Source organism: Providencia sp. PROV114 (assembly GCF_032704305.1).
GTDB lineage: Bacteria > Pseudomonadota > Gammaproteobacteria > Enterobacterales > Enterobacteriaceae > Providencia > Providencia rettgeri.
On record NZ_CP120528.1, the window covers coordinates 427,003 to 444,167 of the forward strand.

14 protein-coding genes are annotated in these 17,165 nt (G+C 41.6%); 5 read left to right on the top strand and 9 right to left on the bottom strand.

The window, feature by feature from the left end; translation table 11 throughout:
• Positions 1-25 precede the first annotated feature (25 nt).
• Positions 26-1,402 (bottom strand): lysine-sensitive aspartokinase 3, encoded by a 1,377-nt coding sequence (gene lysC / locus P3L37_RS01885; RefSeq protein ID WP_109913078.1) that lies wholly within the window; start codon positions 1,400-1,402, stop codon positions 26-28.
• A 369-nt stretch (positions 1,403-1,771) separates the two neighbouring features.
• Between lysC and pgi the strand changes: the two genes are divergently transcribed.
• The 3 genes from pgi to ubiA all read left to right on the top strand — a co-directional run bounded on the left by pgi (position 1,772) and on the right by ubiA (position 5,263).
• Complete coding sequence (gene pgi / locus P3L37_RS01890; protein WP_117163064.1) at positions 1,772-3,418, top strand: glucose-6-phosphate isomerase; 1,647 nt, start codon at positions 1,772-1,774, stop codon at positions 3,416-3,418.
• Between the two features lie 335 nt (positions 3,419-3,753).
• Complete coding sequence (ubiC, locus tag P3L37_RS01895) at positions 3,754-4,257, top strand: chorismate lyase (protein WP_272667560.1); 504 nt, start codon at positions 3,754-3,756, stop codon at positions 4,255-4,257.
• 151 nt (positions 4,258-4,408) lie between these two features.
• Entirely contained in the window at positions 4,409-5,263 is an 855-nt protein-coding gene (ubiA, locus tag P3L37_RS01900; protein ID WP_272667559.1) for a 4-hydroxybenzoate octaprenyltransferase, read from the top strand.
• Between the two features lie 100 nt (positions 5,264-5,363).
• Here ubiA and P3L37_RS01905 read toward each other — a convergent pair whose 3' ends face one another.
• The 6 genes from P3L37_RS01905 to plsB all read right to left on the bottom strand — a co-directional run bounded on the left by P3L37_RS01905 (position 5,364) and on the right by plsB (position 12,702).
• Entirely contained in the window at positions 5,364-6,428 is a 1,065-nt protein-coding gene (locus tag P3L37_RS01905; RefSeq protein ID WP_272667558.1) for a hypothetical protein, read from the bottom strand.
• Between the two features lie 92 nt (positions 6,429-6,520).
• Complete coding sequence (locus P3L37_RS01910) at positions 6,521-7,291, bottom strand: ZirU family protein (RefSeq protein ID WP_272667557.1); 771 nt, start codon at positions 7,289-7,291, stop codon at positions 6,521-6,523.
• 50 nt (positions 7,292-7,341) lie between these two features.
• Positions 7,342-9,066, bottom strand: a complete 1,725-nt coding sequence (locus P3L37_RS01915; RefSeq protein WP_117163067.1) for an inverse autotransporter beta domain-containing protein — start codon at positions 9,064-9,066, stop codon at positions 7,342-7,344.
• 117 nt (positions 9,067-9,183) lie between these two features.
• Positions 9,184-9,432 (bottom strand): LysM peptidoglycan-binding domain-containing protein, encoded by a 249-nt coding sequence (locus P3L37_RS01920; RefSeq protein ID WP_109913072.1) that lies wholly within the window; start codon positions 9,430-9,432, stop codon positions 9,184-9,186.
• A gap of 476 nt (positions 9,433-9,908) precedes the next feature.
• Complete coding sequence (locus tag P3L37_RS01925) at positions 9,909-10,061, bottom strand: transposase (protein WP_162617350.1); 153 nt, start codon at positions 10,059-10,061, stop codon at positions 9,909-9,911.
• A gap of 157 nt (positions 10,062-10,218) precedes the next feature.
• The gene (plsB, locus tag P3L37_RS01930) at positions 10,219-12,702 is read right to left on the bottom strand and encodes a glycerol-3-phosphate 1-O-acyltransferase PlsB (protein ID WP_109913070.1); all 2,484 of its coding nucleotides are present in this window, start codon (positions 12,700-12,702) and stop codon (positions 10,219-10,221) included.
• A gap of 126 nt (positions 12,703-12,828) precedes the next feature.
• Here plsB and P3L37_RS01935 point away from each other — a divergent pair, with 126 nt between their 5' ends.
• A complete protein-coding gene (locus P3L37_RS01935) occupies positions 12,829-13,203 on the top strand; it encodes a diacylglycerol kinase (protein WP_004915220.1) in 375 nt (124 codons plus the stop codon).
• A gap of 136 nt (positions 13,204-13,339) precedes the next feature.
• Positions 13,340-13,957, top strand: coding sequence for a transcriptional repressor LexA (lexA, locus tag P3L37_RS01940; RefSeq protein ID WP_004915217.1), 618 nt, complete (start codon positions 13,340-13,342; stop codon positions 13,955-13,957).
• A 158-nt stretch (positions 13,958-14,115) separates the two neighbouring features.
• On the opposite strand, the gene zur is transcribed toward lexA, so the two are convergent.
• Positions 14,116-14,631, bottom strand: coding sequence for a zinc uptake transcriptional repressor Zur (gene zur / locus P3L37_RS01945; RefSeq protein WP_004915213.1), 516 nt, complete (start codon positions 14,629-14,631; stop codon positions 14,116-14,118).
• Positions 14,632-15,072: 441 nt separating this feature from the next.
• A complete protein-coding gene (locus P3L37_RS01950) occupies positions 15,073-17,067 on the bottom strand; it encodes a TonB-dependent receptor plug domain-containing protein (RefSeq protein WP_117163069.1) in 1,995 nt (664 codons plus the stop codon).
• Positions 17,068-17,165 lie beyond the last annotated feature (98 nt).

Here is a 17,165-nt window from a genome sequence, read left to right on the forward strand (position 1 = left end):
TTGGTATTTTGATCAAACTTCGACACTATTCAAATAAGTTACTGTGCAAGGTACGAACGATCTCTTCAGCATCATTCCCAGGAACCAATAAACAAATATTGTGGCTACTTGCGCCATAGCTGATCATGCGAATATTGAATGACTCAAGTGCGCCAAAAATTTGCCTTCCTAGGCCATTCACTTGCGACAGCTCATTACCAATGATTGCGACGAGCGCTAAATTCTCTTCTACTTCGACACGACATAATGCGGATAACTCTGTCATCAGCGCATTGGTGAGTAAGCTGCCGTTAGTTCCCGTTGAACCCGTTGTATCTAAGGTTAGTGCAACACTGACTTCTGACGTTGTAATTAAATCCACTGAAATATTGTGGCGCAGTAAAATGGTGAAAATTTCCGCTAAGAAGCCTCGCGCATGCAGCATTTTTAGGCTGTGTAAGGTGAGTAGCGTTTGTTTGCGGCGCAGTGCTAATGCCCTAAATTGTGGTGGATTAGTGGTTTTATCACACACAATGGTACCGCCAGCTTCGGGAGCTTTACTTGAACCAACAAAAACAGGGATCCCGGCACGTACTGCAGGAAGGAGTGTCGCTGGATGCAAAATTTTTGCACCAAAAGTCGCCATTTCAGCGGCTTCATCGAAAGCAATTTCATCAATCCGTTGGGCACTCGGTACGACGCGAGGGTCTGTGGTGTAAATTCCAGGAACATCAGTCCAAATATCGACACGTGATAAATTAAGTACTTCAGCTAACAGAGCGGCAGTGTAGTCACTTCCACCACGGCCAAGCGTTGTCGTGCGGCCTTTTTCATCACGGCCAATAAACCCTTGAGTGATCACAACCGACTCGGCAAGGCGCGGCATGAGTTGTTGTTCTGACAATGCTTTTAGTTGAGTCAACTCTGGCTCAGCACGACCAAAGCTGTCATTTGTTCTCATTACTTTGCGTACATCAAACCATTGGGAATTAGCATTACGTTGGCGTAGTACTTCAACAAATAGTAAGGTTGACATTAATTCGCCATGGCTGACCATTTCATCCGTTAATGCATCGGAAGTGGCTAAAGCAGCCGAATCAGCTAAATGTGCAATATTATCAAGTAACCGATTGATTTCTTCACGAATAACATCAGCTGTTTGTAGATTATCAATAATTGCATATTGAATATCTTTCACTTTTTTCAGCAGTTCATTGCGTTTATCCGCATCGCAGCCTTCAGCCAGTTCGATTAATAAATTGGTAATGCCAGCAGAAGCTGAAAGTACCACAACTCGCACATTTGGGTTGGAAAGAACGATATTGGCGCTGTTGTTCATCGCTTCAAAGTTAGCGACGCTGGTGCCGCCAAATTTGGCGATAACATACTGATGGTTGTCTGTTGAAGGCGCTGCGGTATTCATGGTGTCAATCCCTTTGGTTAAACCTAATCTTTATATAGATTTATCGGGTAAATGGGATTGCGTCAATCAAGAATCGAAGTAAATCAGTAATTCTAATGATAGGTAATTTATTATCGGTTTTCTCAATATACTCGTCATACTTCAAGCTGCGTGGGAGTTGACTGCGTTCATTGAATTATTGAGAGCATATACCTGCTATTTTTTAAGTGGTATGCATTGAAAGTGCGTATTTCAATAAAAGGGGTAATTAAGTCTGGAAAAATGCGGCAGAATTGGGGAATATCAATATAACGCAGAAAACCGATAAGTCTCGTTTTCGTGACGGGGTACAATCTATTTCTATTTAATATTATTTGGAGAGTGTTATCCATGAGAAGTATTAATCCAAGCCAAACGGCTGCATGGCGGGCGCTAGAGCAACATTTTGCGCAAATGAAAAATGTTCATATGCGCGATTTGTTTGCACAGGATAAAGACCGCTTTACTCATTTTTCGGCGACGTTCGATGGTCAAATCTTAGTGGATTTCTCCAAAAATAGAATTACACAAGAAACATTGGAACATTTATTAGCCTTAGCAAAAGAAACAGAGCTAGAAAGCGCTATCAACAGCATGTTCCAAGGTGAGAAAATTAACCGTACTGAAGACCGTGCGGTATTACATACTGCTTTGCGCAACCGCGATAACACCCCTGTTTATGTCGATGGCAAAGATGTCATGCCTGAAGTGAATGCGGTATTGGATAAAATGCAGCAATTTAGTCAGCGCATTATCAGCGGTGATTGGAAAGGGTACACCGGTAAAGCGATTACTGATGTGGTGAACATCGGTATTGGTGGTTCTGACCTTGGTCCATTTATGGTGACAGAAGCACTACGACCATACAAAAACCACCTAAATATGCACTTTGTTTCTAATGTGGATGGCACGCAAATCGCTGAAACGTTGAAAACACTGAATCCAGAAACGACATTGTTCTTAATTGCGTCAAAAACCTTTACAACGCAAGAAACCATGACTAATGCGCATTCTGCTCGTGATTGGTTCTTGGCTGCGGCAAAAGATGAAAGCCAAGTTGCTAAGCATTTTGTGGCGCTTTCAACGAATAGCGAAGAAGTTGCGAAATTTGGTATTGATACCAACAATATGTTTGAATTCTGGGATTGGGTTGGTGGCCGCTATTCATTATGGTCAGCAATTGGTTTATCGATTATTTTATCGGTTGGCTTTGATAATTTCGTTCAATTATTGAGCGGCGCCCATGCGATGGATAAACATTTTACCCAAACTCCATTAGAAAAAAACATCCCAGTGTTGTTGGGTTTGATTGGCATTTGGTACAACAATTTTTTTGAAGCAGAAACTGAAGCGATTCTGCCATACGACCAATACATGCATCGCTTTGCCGCATACTTCCAACAAGGCAATATGGAGTCGAACGGTAAATATATTGGTCGTGATGGAAAACCTGTTACTTATCAAACTGGTCCAATTATTTGGGGGGAGCCAGGAACCAATGGCCAACATGCGTTTTATCAGTTGATCCACCAAGGAACGAAGATGATCCCATGTGATTTTATCGCACCTGCGGTAACTCATAACCCGTTAGGGGATCACCATGAAAAATTGTTATCGAATTTCTTTGCGCAAACCGAAGCACTAGCATTTGGTAAAACTCGTGAAGTGGTCGATGCTGAATTTGCTGCACAAGGTAAAAATGTAGCAGATATGGAATATGTTGCGCCTTATAAAGTGTTTGAAGGCAACCGTCCAACTAACTCTATTTTATTGAAATCAATTACACCATATTCGTTAGGTGCATTGATTGCCATGTATGAGCACAAAATTTTCACCCAAGGGGCGATTTTAAACATCTTCACGTTTGACCAATGGGGCGTAGAATTAGGTAAACAATTAGCGAGCCGCATTCTGCCTGAATTAGAAAACAGTGAAAAAGTCAGCAGCCATGATAGTTCAACCAATGGTTTGATTAATAGCTATAAAGCTTGGCGATAAATTACTAACGTATTATTTAAATACTTCAATATAAGGTAGGAGCTTCCTGCCTTATATTGTTTAGTCGACATTTTGTTTAATTGAACGATTGTTTAATCGACTATTTTTCAAGCAAATAAATCTAGTTTGTTACGATATTAATGAATTTTATTATTATCGATAACTCGTTAGTATTTAAAAAATTTTTCACTATATTTTTACATTTTGTGTTGAAAATGTGACTTTTTATATAAATTGTTAGCTAACTTTAACCTTGTCGTAAAACAACGTGATATCCTATTGTGTAAGAAATACAGTAAATCATAACCATGTTATTCATGGTGGAATTTTAAGTAATGGATGAAACGCTTTTTACTTCTCAGCCGATTCACTGGCTGGCGGAGAACGATAAAATAGTGCCTGCCAATGTATTAGATTGGCTATTAGAGCTTGGCTCCATGACAAAACGTTTTGAGCAACATAGCCAGCAAGTTACCGTGATACCTTATTTAGAGCGCTATGTATCGCAAGATAAGCTAAGTGCGGATGAAGTGCAGTCTTTACCTGAAAGCCAGCGTTATTGGGTCAGAGAAGTTGTCATGTATGGAGATGGTATCCCTTGGTTACTGGGCCGAACGGTAATCCCTGAAGAAACACTGACTGATAATGATCAGCAGCTGGTGGATATTGGGAGAATGCCGTTAGGGCGTTATTTATTTAGCCGTGACAGCTTAACTCGAGATTATATTCATATTGGTTCTTGCGCAAACCGTTGGGTACGTTGTTCTCGGTTAAGATTATCGGATAAACCCTTATTATTAACCGAAATATTTTTACCTGAATCACCTGCATATCGTTAACTATCCTAAGTATTTTGAATTTTCAGGTTTCTGCAATGACACTATGCCAACAAATATAAATCAGTAAGTTGCAGAGGTTGGTGGTATTAAAATATACCTAATTTGAAGTATGATGGGATTCGAAAAGGAGCACGACAAAGTGGAGGGAAGTATGACGCTCAGTAAATGGCATGCATACAGCCGTTTAATGCGTATTGATAGACCCATTGGTTCACTGTTGCTATTGTGGCCGACATATTGGGCATTATGGATTGCAGCTCAAGGTACGCCAAGTTTACATCTTTTAATTGTATTTACTGCCGGCGTATTTTTTATGCGTGCAGCTGGTTGTGTTATTAATGACTTTGCTGACCGTCATTTTGATGGCCACGTAGAGCGGACTAAACACCGCCCACTCCCGAGTGGTGACGTGACAGAAAAAGAAGCAAAAATATTGTTTGCTAGCCTCGTTGGCCTTTCTTTTCTGCTAGTTTTGACACTCAATTCAATGACAATTTGGTTGTCCATTGCGGCGCTTGCTTTGGCATGGATTTACCCTTTTGTTAAAAGAGTCAGTCATTTACCTCAGGTTGTACTGGGCGCAGCATTTGGCTGGTCGATTCCAATGGCTTTCTCTGCGGTGGGTGAAACACTCCCGTTAGTATGCTGGGTATTGTTTTTCATAAATATTATTTGGTCAGTGATTTACGACACGCAATATGCCATGGTTGACCGTGACGATGATTTAAAAATCGGCGTGAAATCAACAGCCATTTTATTTGGCCAGTATGACAAATTAATTATTGGGTTACTGCAATTACTGATGATCGGCTTGCTGGTGGCTGTGGGATCATTGGCTGCTCTGGGGAGCATTTACTATTTTTCTCTGGCGCTGGTTGTGGGGTTATTTGTTTATCAGCAAAAACTGATGGTCAATAGAGAGCGTGCTCCCTGTTTTAAAGCTTTTATGAATAATAACTATGTTGGTTTTATCTTATTTGTCGGAATTTTTTTGAGTTGTTGGTAAACAGGTTGTTGACGATTAACAGGAGCATGCTTTTCAGCTTTTCCTCTCAATGGCTGGAAAAACCCTAACCAAATGGCTAGGGTTTTGAGTGAGCAAATTACTAACGCTGCAGTACTATTTTAGGCGATGTCGCGTGGGAAAATTTGCCGTTTGGAAAATCAACGCGGACCACAAGATAAATAGTTTCCCCGATACTGGAGCTTGCATTATTTCCAAACTTTATAGTGTTTCCGTCGTCAGTAACAATTGAACCACTGTGAGTCTTCTTACCAACCTGATACTTATTTACCGCACTGATATTTCCGTTCCTGTATTCACTGATGATTATTGATATCGGTTTGCCATAACCGAGGTGCGAATAATTTATCACCATATTGTACCCATATCCGGAGCGATTCCCTATTTGGTTGCCGTTATATATTTCTACTAGATGTGATGGTATTGCTTTAGCTACAGTGACCTTATTCGATTGAACTTGCGCACCTGTACTCGGTGTTCCGCTTGATGAGCGAGGGATGATATTGAAATAAATTTCACACCCTATATCTGCATCTTGTATGTGATAAGTTCTGCTTGTTGATATCGCCTGATGATTCTTGTTACGCAAACAGAACCACTCGAAACTGGTTCCACTCTCAGGATCGCTCGGGCTGTCCCCATCATGGTAGCGATAATTTCCGGTCAGTAATCTACCAGGCTCTGGCTGACCATCAATTTTCACATCATGAGCTTCTGGTGCCAGCCCTCTAGTAGTGAGAGTTGATGAAGTGAATATAGCGCCAGTTGCTGGTTCTGTGATTTTAGGGTCGGTTTGTGGCGTGACCTCGACCGACAGTTGTTTTCCATTGCCATCGCCGGGGACGAGTTTATAGCTATTTTGCGTGGCTCCTGAAATATTTTTACCATCGAGTTTCCATTGAAAAAGTGATGTTTCTAATGCATCCTTATCTGCATCCGTTATCTTTGGATCAGCGGTGACCGTGTCATTAACGGCGGGTGTCTTATTATTAAATTGAACATCAGTCACGACAGGTGCATGACCGATAACGGGAAGCGTTTGGGTATTGACTTCGATCACAGAAGCGGATACGCCTCCTACGATGACCAATCCTGCTGCCAACGTTATCAGACGAATAAGGGGGATAATTTTTGTCCTCTCTGCCATTTTATGAATATCCTCTTCTGTTATCGCAGTGTGTTATGGGTGCTTATTATCAAAAATACCGCAGCGAAATGTTTCGCTGCGGGGGATAGTGATTATTTGTTCGAAACGATAACCTGAATTTTACGTTTCTGCTCTGTGCTCTTAACCGTGTATGTTGCTGTGGTTGCACCTGAAATATCTGTGTATTTGCTCGAATTCACAGAGTCTTGAATCTGCCACTTGTAAGTCAGGTTATTATCACAAGTCCCGTGACAGGTGACATTTGCTTTCAGCGAATCACCAACCAGCGGTCGTGACCCAGCTCCAGTGAGACCCGAAATAGTTACTGATTTCACGATATTGCCATTCACTGTTGGGATATTAGTGCCGCCCAATATTGTCTTACCACCGATATCGATGAAGGTTGCTGCTGCTACGGCTACACTCTCTGACGGCTCCGTCTTAGCTAGATCCGTTTTTGCGACGGCCTTAACGGTAATGTTTTTACCTAACAATGCCGATGTCAGTTTCAGCATGTCGCTCGTTTGCCCTGCAATAACATTTTTGCCGTCATGCCATTCATAGACGATAGACACTAGTGTATCGTTGTCTTTATCACTGAAGTCAAAACCTGACGCTTTCAACTCATCATTCTCACCTAATACACCGTCATTGTTCTTATCTGTGGCCGTGATGGTACCCGCTTTTAGCTCTGGTGCATGACCAATAACCGCAGTTGTTGCTGGGGAGGTTATCGAGATCGGAGTCTGAGTCGTGGCAGCGAGTGCCGATGTACCAAAAGTCATGCCTAACACGGCTCCCGCAATCAGGACAGATAGGTTGTTTTTGCGGATCATTGGGGTTTGTTGATTTTTGTTGCTCATCTAATTATTACCTTATATTTTAAATTTATTAAGTTGCCCTATAGGCGTATTTATTGTGCGGTCGCTCGCAACCTGCGTTTTTGCGTGTCTGCGGTGACTGTATATGTCATGGCTGTAGCGCCATTAATCGCTTGATACTGTCCTGATCCTTGTATTGTCTCCACTTCCCATTGCCAAGCTGTCGGCAAAATGCAGTTGACTTGGCACTCTGGTGTTGCTGTTAGGACATCCCCAACGACGGGGCGCTTTTTTATAACACTGCCGTTATGAAATATTTGTAATCCTACGGGGGCTGCCATCACTTCTATTTTTGTTGACGCTAGATTGATCCCCTCTACCTTCGGACTAAAAATGAGGGTGCCCGGCAATTTTCCAGTGGTGGTGGTATAAACACCCGGTGCCGTTTCTTTCAACGCCTCCAACTTAACGCCACTTTGCGAAGGCGATAGTGATGACCCGCCTTTTTGTGTCGTGAAGGCGAACGGCAACTGAATCGATGAAGCCAATTTAGTCATCGGTGCATTCTGCTCATCCCGCATCGTCAGCGTTAATACCTCCGACTGATCGACATTCAGTACACCTGATCCAACAGTCAAACTTGAGTAGCGGTTAGAAAACCCTGCGTCGACAATCACTTTTATATAGGCCGGTTTTGATGCATTTCCCTTTCCATCCCATGCAATAGCACTTAGGGTATAAGTATTGCTTTTACCCGCCTGCCAAGCAGGTAGGCGAATTTGCCAAGCTGTTAAACTTTTGCCAACAGACTGTACTTTCCCACCGTTGGATGAAAACTCTGTCAGCATTCCCCATTTCACACGTTCAGCACCATATTTCGCTTTTAAGATAGCGCTCAGTGACTGTAGGCTGGCACCTCGACCACGGATTTCCTGCGGCAGTATTAAACTGATCAAATCCTGTTTACGGTATTCGAGTACAATGTTGTTATTGCGCTCAACCAGTGCCATTAGGCTGCCTGAGAGCGAACGCAGGCGAGCAACTGAACTCGATGATGTTTGGTCTTTCCAAGGCACACCGAATGAATAGGTCAGTTGTGCCTGAAGTTGCAGATCATCAGTTCCTTGTCCTGTACGCCAGTCAGCCCCAAGGGTAATTAATGGAATAGGTGTGTAATTCAACCCTACAGTCATTGTTTTTGGCGACTTACTACGAGAGTCCTTACCTTTCATTGCCACTTCATCACCGAAATATTGTTCATATTTCAGTTTGCCACCAAGTTGTGGATAAGATGGCAACCAAGCACTGGCGGTCATATCAAATCCGTTGGCGGGGCGTTCATCGTAGTCGTCAAAATCCCGTGACTGATGCCAGTTGTTGAGTCGCAGATAACCATTGGTTGAAAAGCGTAGATTATCGGACCACAATTCTCCGCCAATACCGAGTCGGCTGTTCCCACCTGTAATATCAGCGTCATAAAAGGTGTTGACGCCATACATCCATTGCTCATTGAACCGACGAGCGCCCACTCCTAAGTTTAGGGTGGTGCGATCATTAAGGTTCCGACCTCCTAACTGGGTGAACACCAGCCAATCTGGGTTTTGATATACAGGTAACAGCATGTCGGCAGACAGCGTACTTTGTGACAGTTTATCTCCCGGCTGTACACTAATTTGTGCGGTACCATATTGATTTAACCAACTCTCCATGGTTGATGACGCTGTGCTCACCGCCATATCCTTGGCCTGTTTAGTCAGGTACTCCTCTGCACTTTGTGTGTTCATCGCTTGGAAAAAGTTAGGGGCAGTTTGGGCCAACCAGTTCTCAATTTCACTATCTGAGTCGTTTACTTGTACACCTTTCTTCGTCGTTTTATCTGTCGTATTGGCGATGTAAGTGCTTGGTACATCGATTTGATCTCCAGCTGAAAGTTGTTAAAAAGCGCGGGCGAAATTGCGTTTTTGATTTAATGTTTTTAATTCCTCCACCGTCAGATTGTATTGATGAGCCACACTGTGAACGGTCTCTCCTGTCTGCAGGTGGTAAGGCTTCACTTTGATTCCATCTACAAACCCAGTAGCAAAGACTGAACCAGTTGGTATGATGGATACGGACAGTAAAACGGGAATCAATAAGGGCATCTGAGATGATTTGATACTGTAACGGTTAATACCAAAAATCATTTATTTATTCCTTTTATTCCTTCCTTTAAGTCGTTGTTTCCATAATTAGGATATTTCCATTGTGAATAAATGAACTATCAAAGGTGCTAAACACCAATAATAGAGTGAGATAAGCAGATATTGAGTTGCTGTTATAAATTTCAGTTATGTAATCTAATGCCTCATTTTGGTGGTGGATGTTAATACTCGACTCAATGATTGCATTTCGTCTTGCGGTGAAATTTATATATTTAGATTGATAATGTGAACGTACTTGTTTGGACTAAATAAGAAGTCATAGAGAGTGGGATTAATTAAGAAATGATAATTTATTATGAATTGAAATTATTTTTTGATATTTACCATATTTCAAACTGTGTGTTTTTTTGAATTTATTTGTTATTTATCAATTTTTTATGTTGGGTTTTGGCGGCTTTTCTTTTATTAAAATAATATTGAATACACATAAAAATCGCCTATCCTTCTAGCTATCAATATTAGGTATTGGCTGTTTTGGTTAGTGTGGTGGAATTCGATACTTTTTCAGTGAGTCCTATATATAGGAACCAAAAGTAAGCGCCATTGGTTTGGATTTCTTTAACGAAGCGATGCTCAGAGATAATACCAGATAAATAATTCAGCAACATCACCTTGATTAATCGAACTCAGTGGTTTCAAAAAACAATTCATCATTGGTGCGGCACTTCGAATTATTTAGGACATAGATTATTGTTAGCACTAGCTCTATTAAATAAAAGGGGTAATGTGAATAACATTACCCCTTTTACTTATTTAGCTCCAAGATTTCTAGTCTGCATTTGTTTCAGTTTCTGTATTCTTCTCTATCGCAGTGGAAAACTCATCGTCTTGGCTAACACTTTCAATGGTTAAGCGAATCTCAGGTGACATCAAGCGAGCCAGAACGGCATACAGTTTCTGTGCATTGGTTACAAAGATATCATTTTCATTATTATCAATGTAGCCTTCCTCCCTTAGGGTATCGACCAATGTCGAGAATACCGCTTTATCAAAGAATTCAGGAGCGTTAATACCGTGTAAAACAGAAAGGCGTTGCGCAAGGATACGGCTTTGTTTTTCCAGTGTATTACGGCTGATTTCTGGACTCGCATTGAGTAATGACAATGTGATTGCATAACGTTGCAAAGTCTCACGAACGCCTGCTGCTAAGAGCTGTAATGGGCGAATACGGCGAGGATTTAGCACCACCACATCATCTTCTTTTAAGCAAATTAGCTTTTGGTTATTCAGTTCATCAATTAGTGTATCTACCGTCTCATGTAGCTCATCACTGTTATAACGCATAAACAGTTCTGCTTTTAAGAATGGGTAAATTTGGCCTACTTGATAGTGAATGTCTTGGCGGCTAATGCGTTCATGGTGCAACACAATGCTAGTTATTAGCGATGGTAATACTAATAAATGATGGATATTGTTACGGTAATAGGTCATCAAGACGGCATTTTCGCGAGGAAGAATGATAATATCCCCCATGCTGTCTTTTTCGACTTCAAATTTATCCATGTGCAAAGCATGTTCTAACAATTGCTCGGCCGTTTTATTTGGCGTTGTAGCATCTGCGGTGTATGGCACATTGCGCAATAATTGCAGGTAACAGTCGACTTGTTCAACTAGTTGCTCACGAGTCAGTGAGCGTTGACGAGAAGCCAGTAACGCAGTCGCACACAGGTTAATCGCATTGGCTGCGGCTGCATTATTAATATTGACCATAATGTTATCGGCTAACGAACTGACTGTTGGGTTTAGCCAAGTTGGTCTTTGTGGTTCGATAGGGTCGATAGAGTCGCGCCAATCAGGTACACGCTGGTTGAGATAGTGTGGAAGCGAAATTGGCTGGCCAAAGTTAACATAGCCTTGGCCTAGGTTGCGCAATTTACGCAAGCCGCGAACCATAGAGAAAAAGCCTTCTTTCTCTTTTTCTGCACCGCGCAGTTCTTTGGCGTAAGTACCCACTTCCATCACATGCTCATACCCGATGTAGATAGGAACAATGGTGATAGGGCGTGAGTCACCGCGCAACATCGCTTGTAACGTCATGGAGAGAGTACCCGTCTTAGGCTGTAACAAACGACCGGTACGTGAGCGCCCACCTTCCACAAAGTACTCGATGGAGTAACCTCGGGCAAATAGCTCACTTAAATATTCACGGAAAACGGTCGAATACAGTTTATTGCCTTTGAACGTTCGGCGAATAAAAAAGGCCCCTAAACGACGGAAAATAGGCCCAGCAGGCCAGAAATTGAGGTTGATCCCCGCGGCAATATGGGGTGGAACTAGCCCTTGATGGTATAGCACATATGAGAGCAGTAAGTAGTCCATATGGCTACGGTGGGATGGCACATAAACGATTTCATGGCCGTCTTGTGCTAGCTGGCGGACTCGTTCAGCGTGCTGAACATTAATGCCTTGATAAAGGCGATTCCAAGTCCAACTAAGAACCCTATCCGTTAAACGTACTGCTTCATAAGAGAAATTGGCTGCGATTTCTTCCATCATCCCAACGGCATTTTGCTGAGCTTTTTTGAGTGGAATTTTTTTACTGCGCGCTTCGTCTTCAACGGCTTTTTCAATTGCTTTTGACGTCAATAACTTATTAAACAGCTCATAACGTGCAGGGAGTTTAGGCCCAACTGCTGCGAGACGTTGGCGCGAATAGTGAATACGTGCGACACGAGCAAGTTTGTTGGCAATAATGGTGTCTGTACCGTGGTCTTGTGCCATTTTCCCAATTGAGACAATCGGAGATAAACGTACGAAGCTGTCACGTCCTAACCATAAAACGGCGAAGAATTTTTGGATGCCATTTAACAGTTTCAGTGGTGGTGCTGGGGTATGGCCTTCACGACCAGGTGAGCGCCCAAACATCACGGATGCCGGTAGCATTTGAATATCTAGATTTGGGTTGTTTTTATGCAAATCTAAATAAGCATGGAATGTTTTTACTGAATCCTTACGTGGATTCGGTGAATAATAGCGAAAAACACGTGGGCCATCATCGATAAAAACGTAGGCCGGAAGCTTCGTTCCATTGATATCATTGTCGACCAGCGGGTCTGGCAGACCAATAGCTAAGCATTGGTGCCGTAGCGTGAGGAGGTCAGACTTCGAATGATAAGGTAATACGTATAGGGTTGGCCTGTTGACATCAAGCTGCAACTCAGTGATGGGATCCGAAGGAATTAGTTTACTTTTTACCAATAATTTAAGTGGTAAATTCAACGTGTTGTAATATATTTTACGCCATAGTGACATAAATGATTATAGCCTCTTGTTAACAATGCTGCGCAATCATACCAGAAATACATGGTTAGATCTGTTACTGACAATTCACTTTGACCGTAAAAATCGATTATTGTTTGTATTTTTTAAGGAATAAATATGGCGAGTCAAGTTAAGGGCTTCACGCGAGTGATTAAAGCTGCGGGGTATTCCCTTAAAGGTTTGAAGGCAGCTTGGGTTAATGAAGCCGCATTTAGGCAAGAATCTGTTGCTGCAATTATCGCGATTTTTATCGCATTTTATTTAGATATCAGCTATATAGATAGGATTTTGTTAGTGAGTTCTGTTGTTCTGGTGGCAATAGTCGAATTACTGAATAGCGCGATAGAAGCCGTAGTTGACCGTATCGGAAGTGAATATCATGAACTTTCAGGGAGAGCTAAAGATATTGGTTCTGCCGCGGTATTTGTGAGTATCGGTTTAGCGTTGTTTATTTGGGTACTTGTATTATGGCAGCGCTATTTCCCTGGTTAAGGTGTTTGGTTACTTAATCAGGTAAAAAGAAAATAAATCGATAACAAATGCTTAAATTGAGCGATTTAACTGTTCCAAATCTTCATTTACCTGTATATACTCACAGCTTGACTGTATAAACAAACAGGGGAACGGAATGAAAGCACTGACGGCTCGACAACAGCAGGTTTACGATCTAGTGCGTGACCACATTTCGCAGACGGGTATGCCTCCTACACGCGCTGAGATAGCAGCAAGCCTTGGTTTTCGTTCGCCTAATGCGGCAGAAGAGCATTTAAAGGCCTTAGCGCGTAAAGGGGTTATTGAAATCGTCTCAGGTGCATCTCGAGGTATTCGTCTGCTTCTTGAAGAAGAAACCGAAGATCAGGGGTTACCTCTGATTGGACGTGTAGCTGCTGGCGAACCATTATTAGCACAGGAACATATTGAGAGCCACTATCAAGTTGACCCTGAGCTGTTTAAACCACATGCAGATTTCTTGTTGCGTGTGAATGGGATGTCCATGAAAGATATTGGTATTATGGATGGCGATTTATTAGCTGTGCATAAAACACAAAATGTACATAACGGGCAAGTAGTGGTTGCACGTATCGAAGATGAAGTCACTGTTAAACGTTTTAAGCAACAGGGTAACCGTGTTGAGTTAATAGCAGAAAACCCAGAATTCGAACCTATTGTTGTTGACTTGCGTCAGCAAAATTTCACTATTGAAGGTTTAGCGGTTGGGGTTATTCGTAACAGTGATTGGTATTAATTTTCGTTAGCAACCAGCTGTGTTACAGACGGTGAAGACGATTGCAGGCAGATTTCATGGTTTTATTCTGAAGTCTGCCTGTTTTGTTTCCTTTCTTATATTTTTCTCTTCTCTATTTTCTCTTTGCATTTCATCAAACGATCTAGCAGTCCGGCTATTTACTTTTTCTTAGGGGTTACAGGTTGTTCGTGGTTATGATGACAATGTTCATGATCTTGGCAGCTATTCACTTCGTCGCAATTTTTACATAAACCATGGTTTTCCACTACGGTATGCCTTAAGCGGAATTGGTGTTCATCTGCCAAATTAATAATTGCGGCTTCTATCGTTGTGCAATCACTTTCCGTTACGCTTCCGCACTGGTCGCAAATTAACATAACAGAGATATGGCTTGGGTTATCAAAATGGTGACAAACAACATAGCTGTTGGTTGATTCGATTTTATGGATAAAACCTTGCTCCATTAAGAACTCAAGGCCACGATAAACGGTAGGTGGCTTAGCCTGAGGTTCAATTTCACGTAGTAAGTCGAGTAAATCATAAGCACTGATCGCACCATGCTGTTGTGCTATTAGGCTCAATACCGTTTCTCTCTGTGGTGTCAACCTGACGCCTCTTGATTGGCAAATATGTTCTGCCATCGCAAGAACTTTTTTTTCACTCATCTTTTCCATTTTACTGACCCCACCCGTTGAAAAATGCAAATGTTTACTGCACACAAGTTTATCACAGTTTCTTGAACTATTGAGAATCAAGAGATGAATGCGGTGCTATCAAAAAATTTTAGCTTTGCTGAGTTTTTTTGACTAATAAATAAAATATAAAAAATGATATTTAATTTTATTTAAAAATAAACAGATAAAATGAAACATATATTAAACAAATTTATTATAAATTCATAACTCATGATGAACAATTAATTGAAAGATTTAGTTTTAATTTGATGTAATTTTAATTAAGACTTATCTTGCCTTTAATTTACAACCTTCTTTTCTCACCCTCTAAAGCTTACTTTATGGGGTTTATGTTTATTATTTTTGCAGGAGCACAGATTAATCTTATTTTATTTATATAATATTAGGCAATGATTAAAGTCATTGCCTAATATATTTAGATTAGTATTTATATTCAATACCTAACCAATAATTACGACCCTCTTCGATATACCCATTAGTATATTCATATGATTTATCGAATAAGTTATTAACTGATGTATTAACAGATATTCCTTGTCCAAAGTCATAATCTAAACGTAGGTCAGTTTTGGCATATCCACGCACTTTGCTATCTGCATCGACATAATTAAAGGCCCAGCTTCTTGCTTCTTCGGTTACAGTGATGCTGAATGGCTCATAAGGGGTAAATTTCACCCAAGCGAAGGCTTTGTGGATAGGTAATTCAGCAACATGCTTAACGCTGTAGTGTTTTGGATCAGCATGAATGTAGCCGTAACTTAAACCCGCTTCCAACCAATCGGTAATTTGCCCGTTAGTCCCTAAATCAATGCCAAAGTAGTCAACTTTGCCGCTGTTACGATTTTCGAGTATATAACCTCCATCCTGATTAGTACCGACACGATGCGCCATAATGGCATCAGTTACATGGTTATAATAGAGACTTGAAGTATATGACCAAGTGGGTGAGATATGTCCCTTGTAAGTCAAATCATAGGTAAGAGCACGCTCAGTATCGATATGTGGGTTAATGACGAATGTGTCGTCACTTTTCATTTTTTCTTTGGTATAACGCTCTTTTTGCGTTGGGAAACGGCTTCTTTCTGATATAGAAAATTGAACGGTATCTTTATTTTCTAAATGATAGCGAGCCATGACTTCCCAGTTGAACGCATGTTGGCTATTGCCATCGTATTTTTCAAAATCACCAGATTTGTAATCATAGCGCTTACCATCAGCACTTTTGCGCCAGTCATAGCCAATACCACCAATAATATCTAAGTTATCCATGGCAACCCATTGATATTCGGTAGCAATAGAATAGGTATTATCTTTATAGCGGTCGAATGGGACATCTCTTTTGGCGCGTGCACGGTGGACGTCTTCTTTCCAGTGTGCAGCAAATGACAGCATATCTAATTCACGCACGGTGAAGTCAACACGCATGTCAGCACCGTTACTGTAATCATCGTAACGGCTGTAGTTATAAAGGCCTTTTTCGTAATCTTTGACAGATTTATACTGATGAAGCGTATTTTTGAACGTATCGTGGTATAGGCGACTCTGTAAGGCGATATCGTCGGTGACTTGGGTTGTACCGTTGAAATAAATGCTTTCTTTATCATAAGCAGGCCACTGCCAAATTTGTTGTTTTTTATTCGCTACGCTAGGTGGACTATTTTTATCACCCTCTTGTTTTAAATAAGTCACGACGTATTCATCTGCTTCTCGTGGTGTCCAGCCTACTTTCACCATCATACGTTTGTCATCAGTTGCTGAATTCGGGCGACGGCCATTATTACCCGCTAATGGGTTATTATTTTCTGAGCCCGGTATTCCCATAAAGCGCTGCTTATATTGACTGCCACTGACTTGAATAAAGCCGAGATCGTTACGCCCCCCTAAACGTGCGCTGATATTGTGGGCGTTATCTGCACCGCGAGCAAAACCTTGGTTTAAGCTAATATTGGCTTCAAAGGGTTTTTGAGGCGTGGCGGTGGTTAAGTTGATAGCCCCGCCCATCAGGTTCGGGCCTTGTAATAGAGAGGTATAGCCGGTAGATAGCTCTACGCTGGCTAGCTCGCTAGTCATGAAGCGGCCAAGGTCTAGCGTACCGTCATAAGGCACGTAAGTTGGAATACCATCAAAGAAAATAGGTACTTGGCGGCTATCAAAACCACGTACATTGACTTGAGTTTCATTGCGGTTTCCTGATTTTTGAATAGAAACTCCTGGCATGGTACTCAGCGCCTGTGCGACGTTTGTTTTATTCAACTGCTTCATTTGGTTTTCTGTGATGATGTTAGCATCAGCGGCAAGCGGGGTGCTCCAAACGGACATCACATCGGTATTTTTTTCAGTGTTAGGTGAGGCTGCGTAGCCCTGTGTCGTGAATAAAGCCATCCCAATCCAATAGGTAATTTGTTTTATTTTCATTATGTCTTTCCAGTTTTGTAAATAACGATATATTATTTTTTATACAACGATATGCGTCATTAACCATAGGTGGATGCAGCCTACGGGGTAGGCTGTTT

Coding starts and splice junctions, on each gene's coding strand:
- lysC (WP_109913078.1), bottom strand. CDS start 1,402: ATGAATACCGCAGCGCCTTCAACAGACAACCATCAGTATGTTATCGCC.
- pgi (WP_117163064.1), top strand. CDS start 1,772: ATGAGAAGTATTAATCCAAGCCAAACGGCTGCATGGCGGGCGCTAGAG.
- ubiC (WP_272667560.1), top strand. CDS start 3,754: ATGGATGAAACGCTTTTTACTTCTCAGCCGATTCACTGGCTGGCGGAG.
- ubiA (WP_272667559.1), top strand. CDS start 4,409: ATGACGCTCAGTAAATGGCATGCATACAGCCGTTTAATGCGTATTGAT.
- P3L37_RS01905 (WP_272667558.1), bottom strand. CDS start 6,428: ATGGCAGAGAGGACAAAAATTATCCCCCTTATTCGTCTGATAACGTTG.
- P3L37_RS01910 (WP_272667557.1), bottom strand. CDS start 7,291: ATGAGCAACAAAAATCAACAAACCCCAATGATCCGCAAAAACAACCTA.
- P3L37_RS01920 (WP_109913072.1), bottom strand. CDS start 9,432: ATGATTTTTGGTATTAACCGTTACAGTATCAAATCATCTCAGATGCCC.
- plsB (WP_109913070.1), bottom strand. CDS start 12,702: ATGTCACTATGGCGTAAAATATATTACAACACGTTGAATTTACCACTT.
- P3L37_RS01935 (WP_004915220.1), top strand. CDS start 12,829: ATGGCGAGTCAAGTTAAGGGCTTCACGCGAGTGATTAAAGCTGCGGGG.
- lexA (WP_004915217.1), top strand. CDS start 13,340: ATGAAAGCACTGACGGCTCGACAACAGCAGGTTTACGATCTAGTGCGT.
- zur (WP_004915213.1), bottom strand. CDS start 14,631: ATGGAAAAGATGAGTGAAAAAAAAGTTCTTGCGATGGCAGAACATATT.
- P3L37_RS01950 (WP_117163069.1), bottom strand. CDS start 17,067: ATGAAAATAAAACAAATTACCTATTGGATTGGGATGGCTTTATTCACG.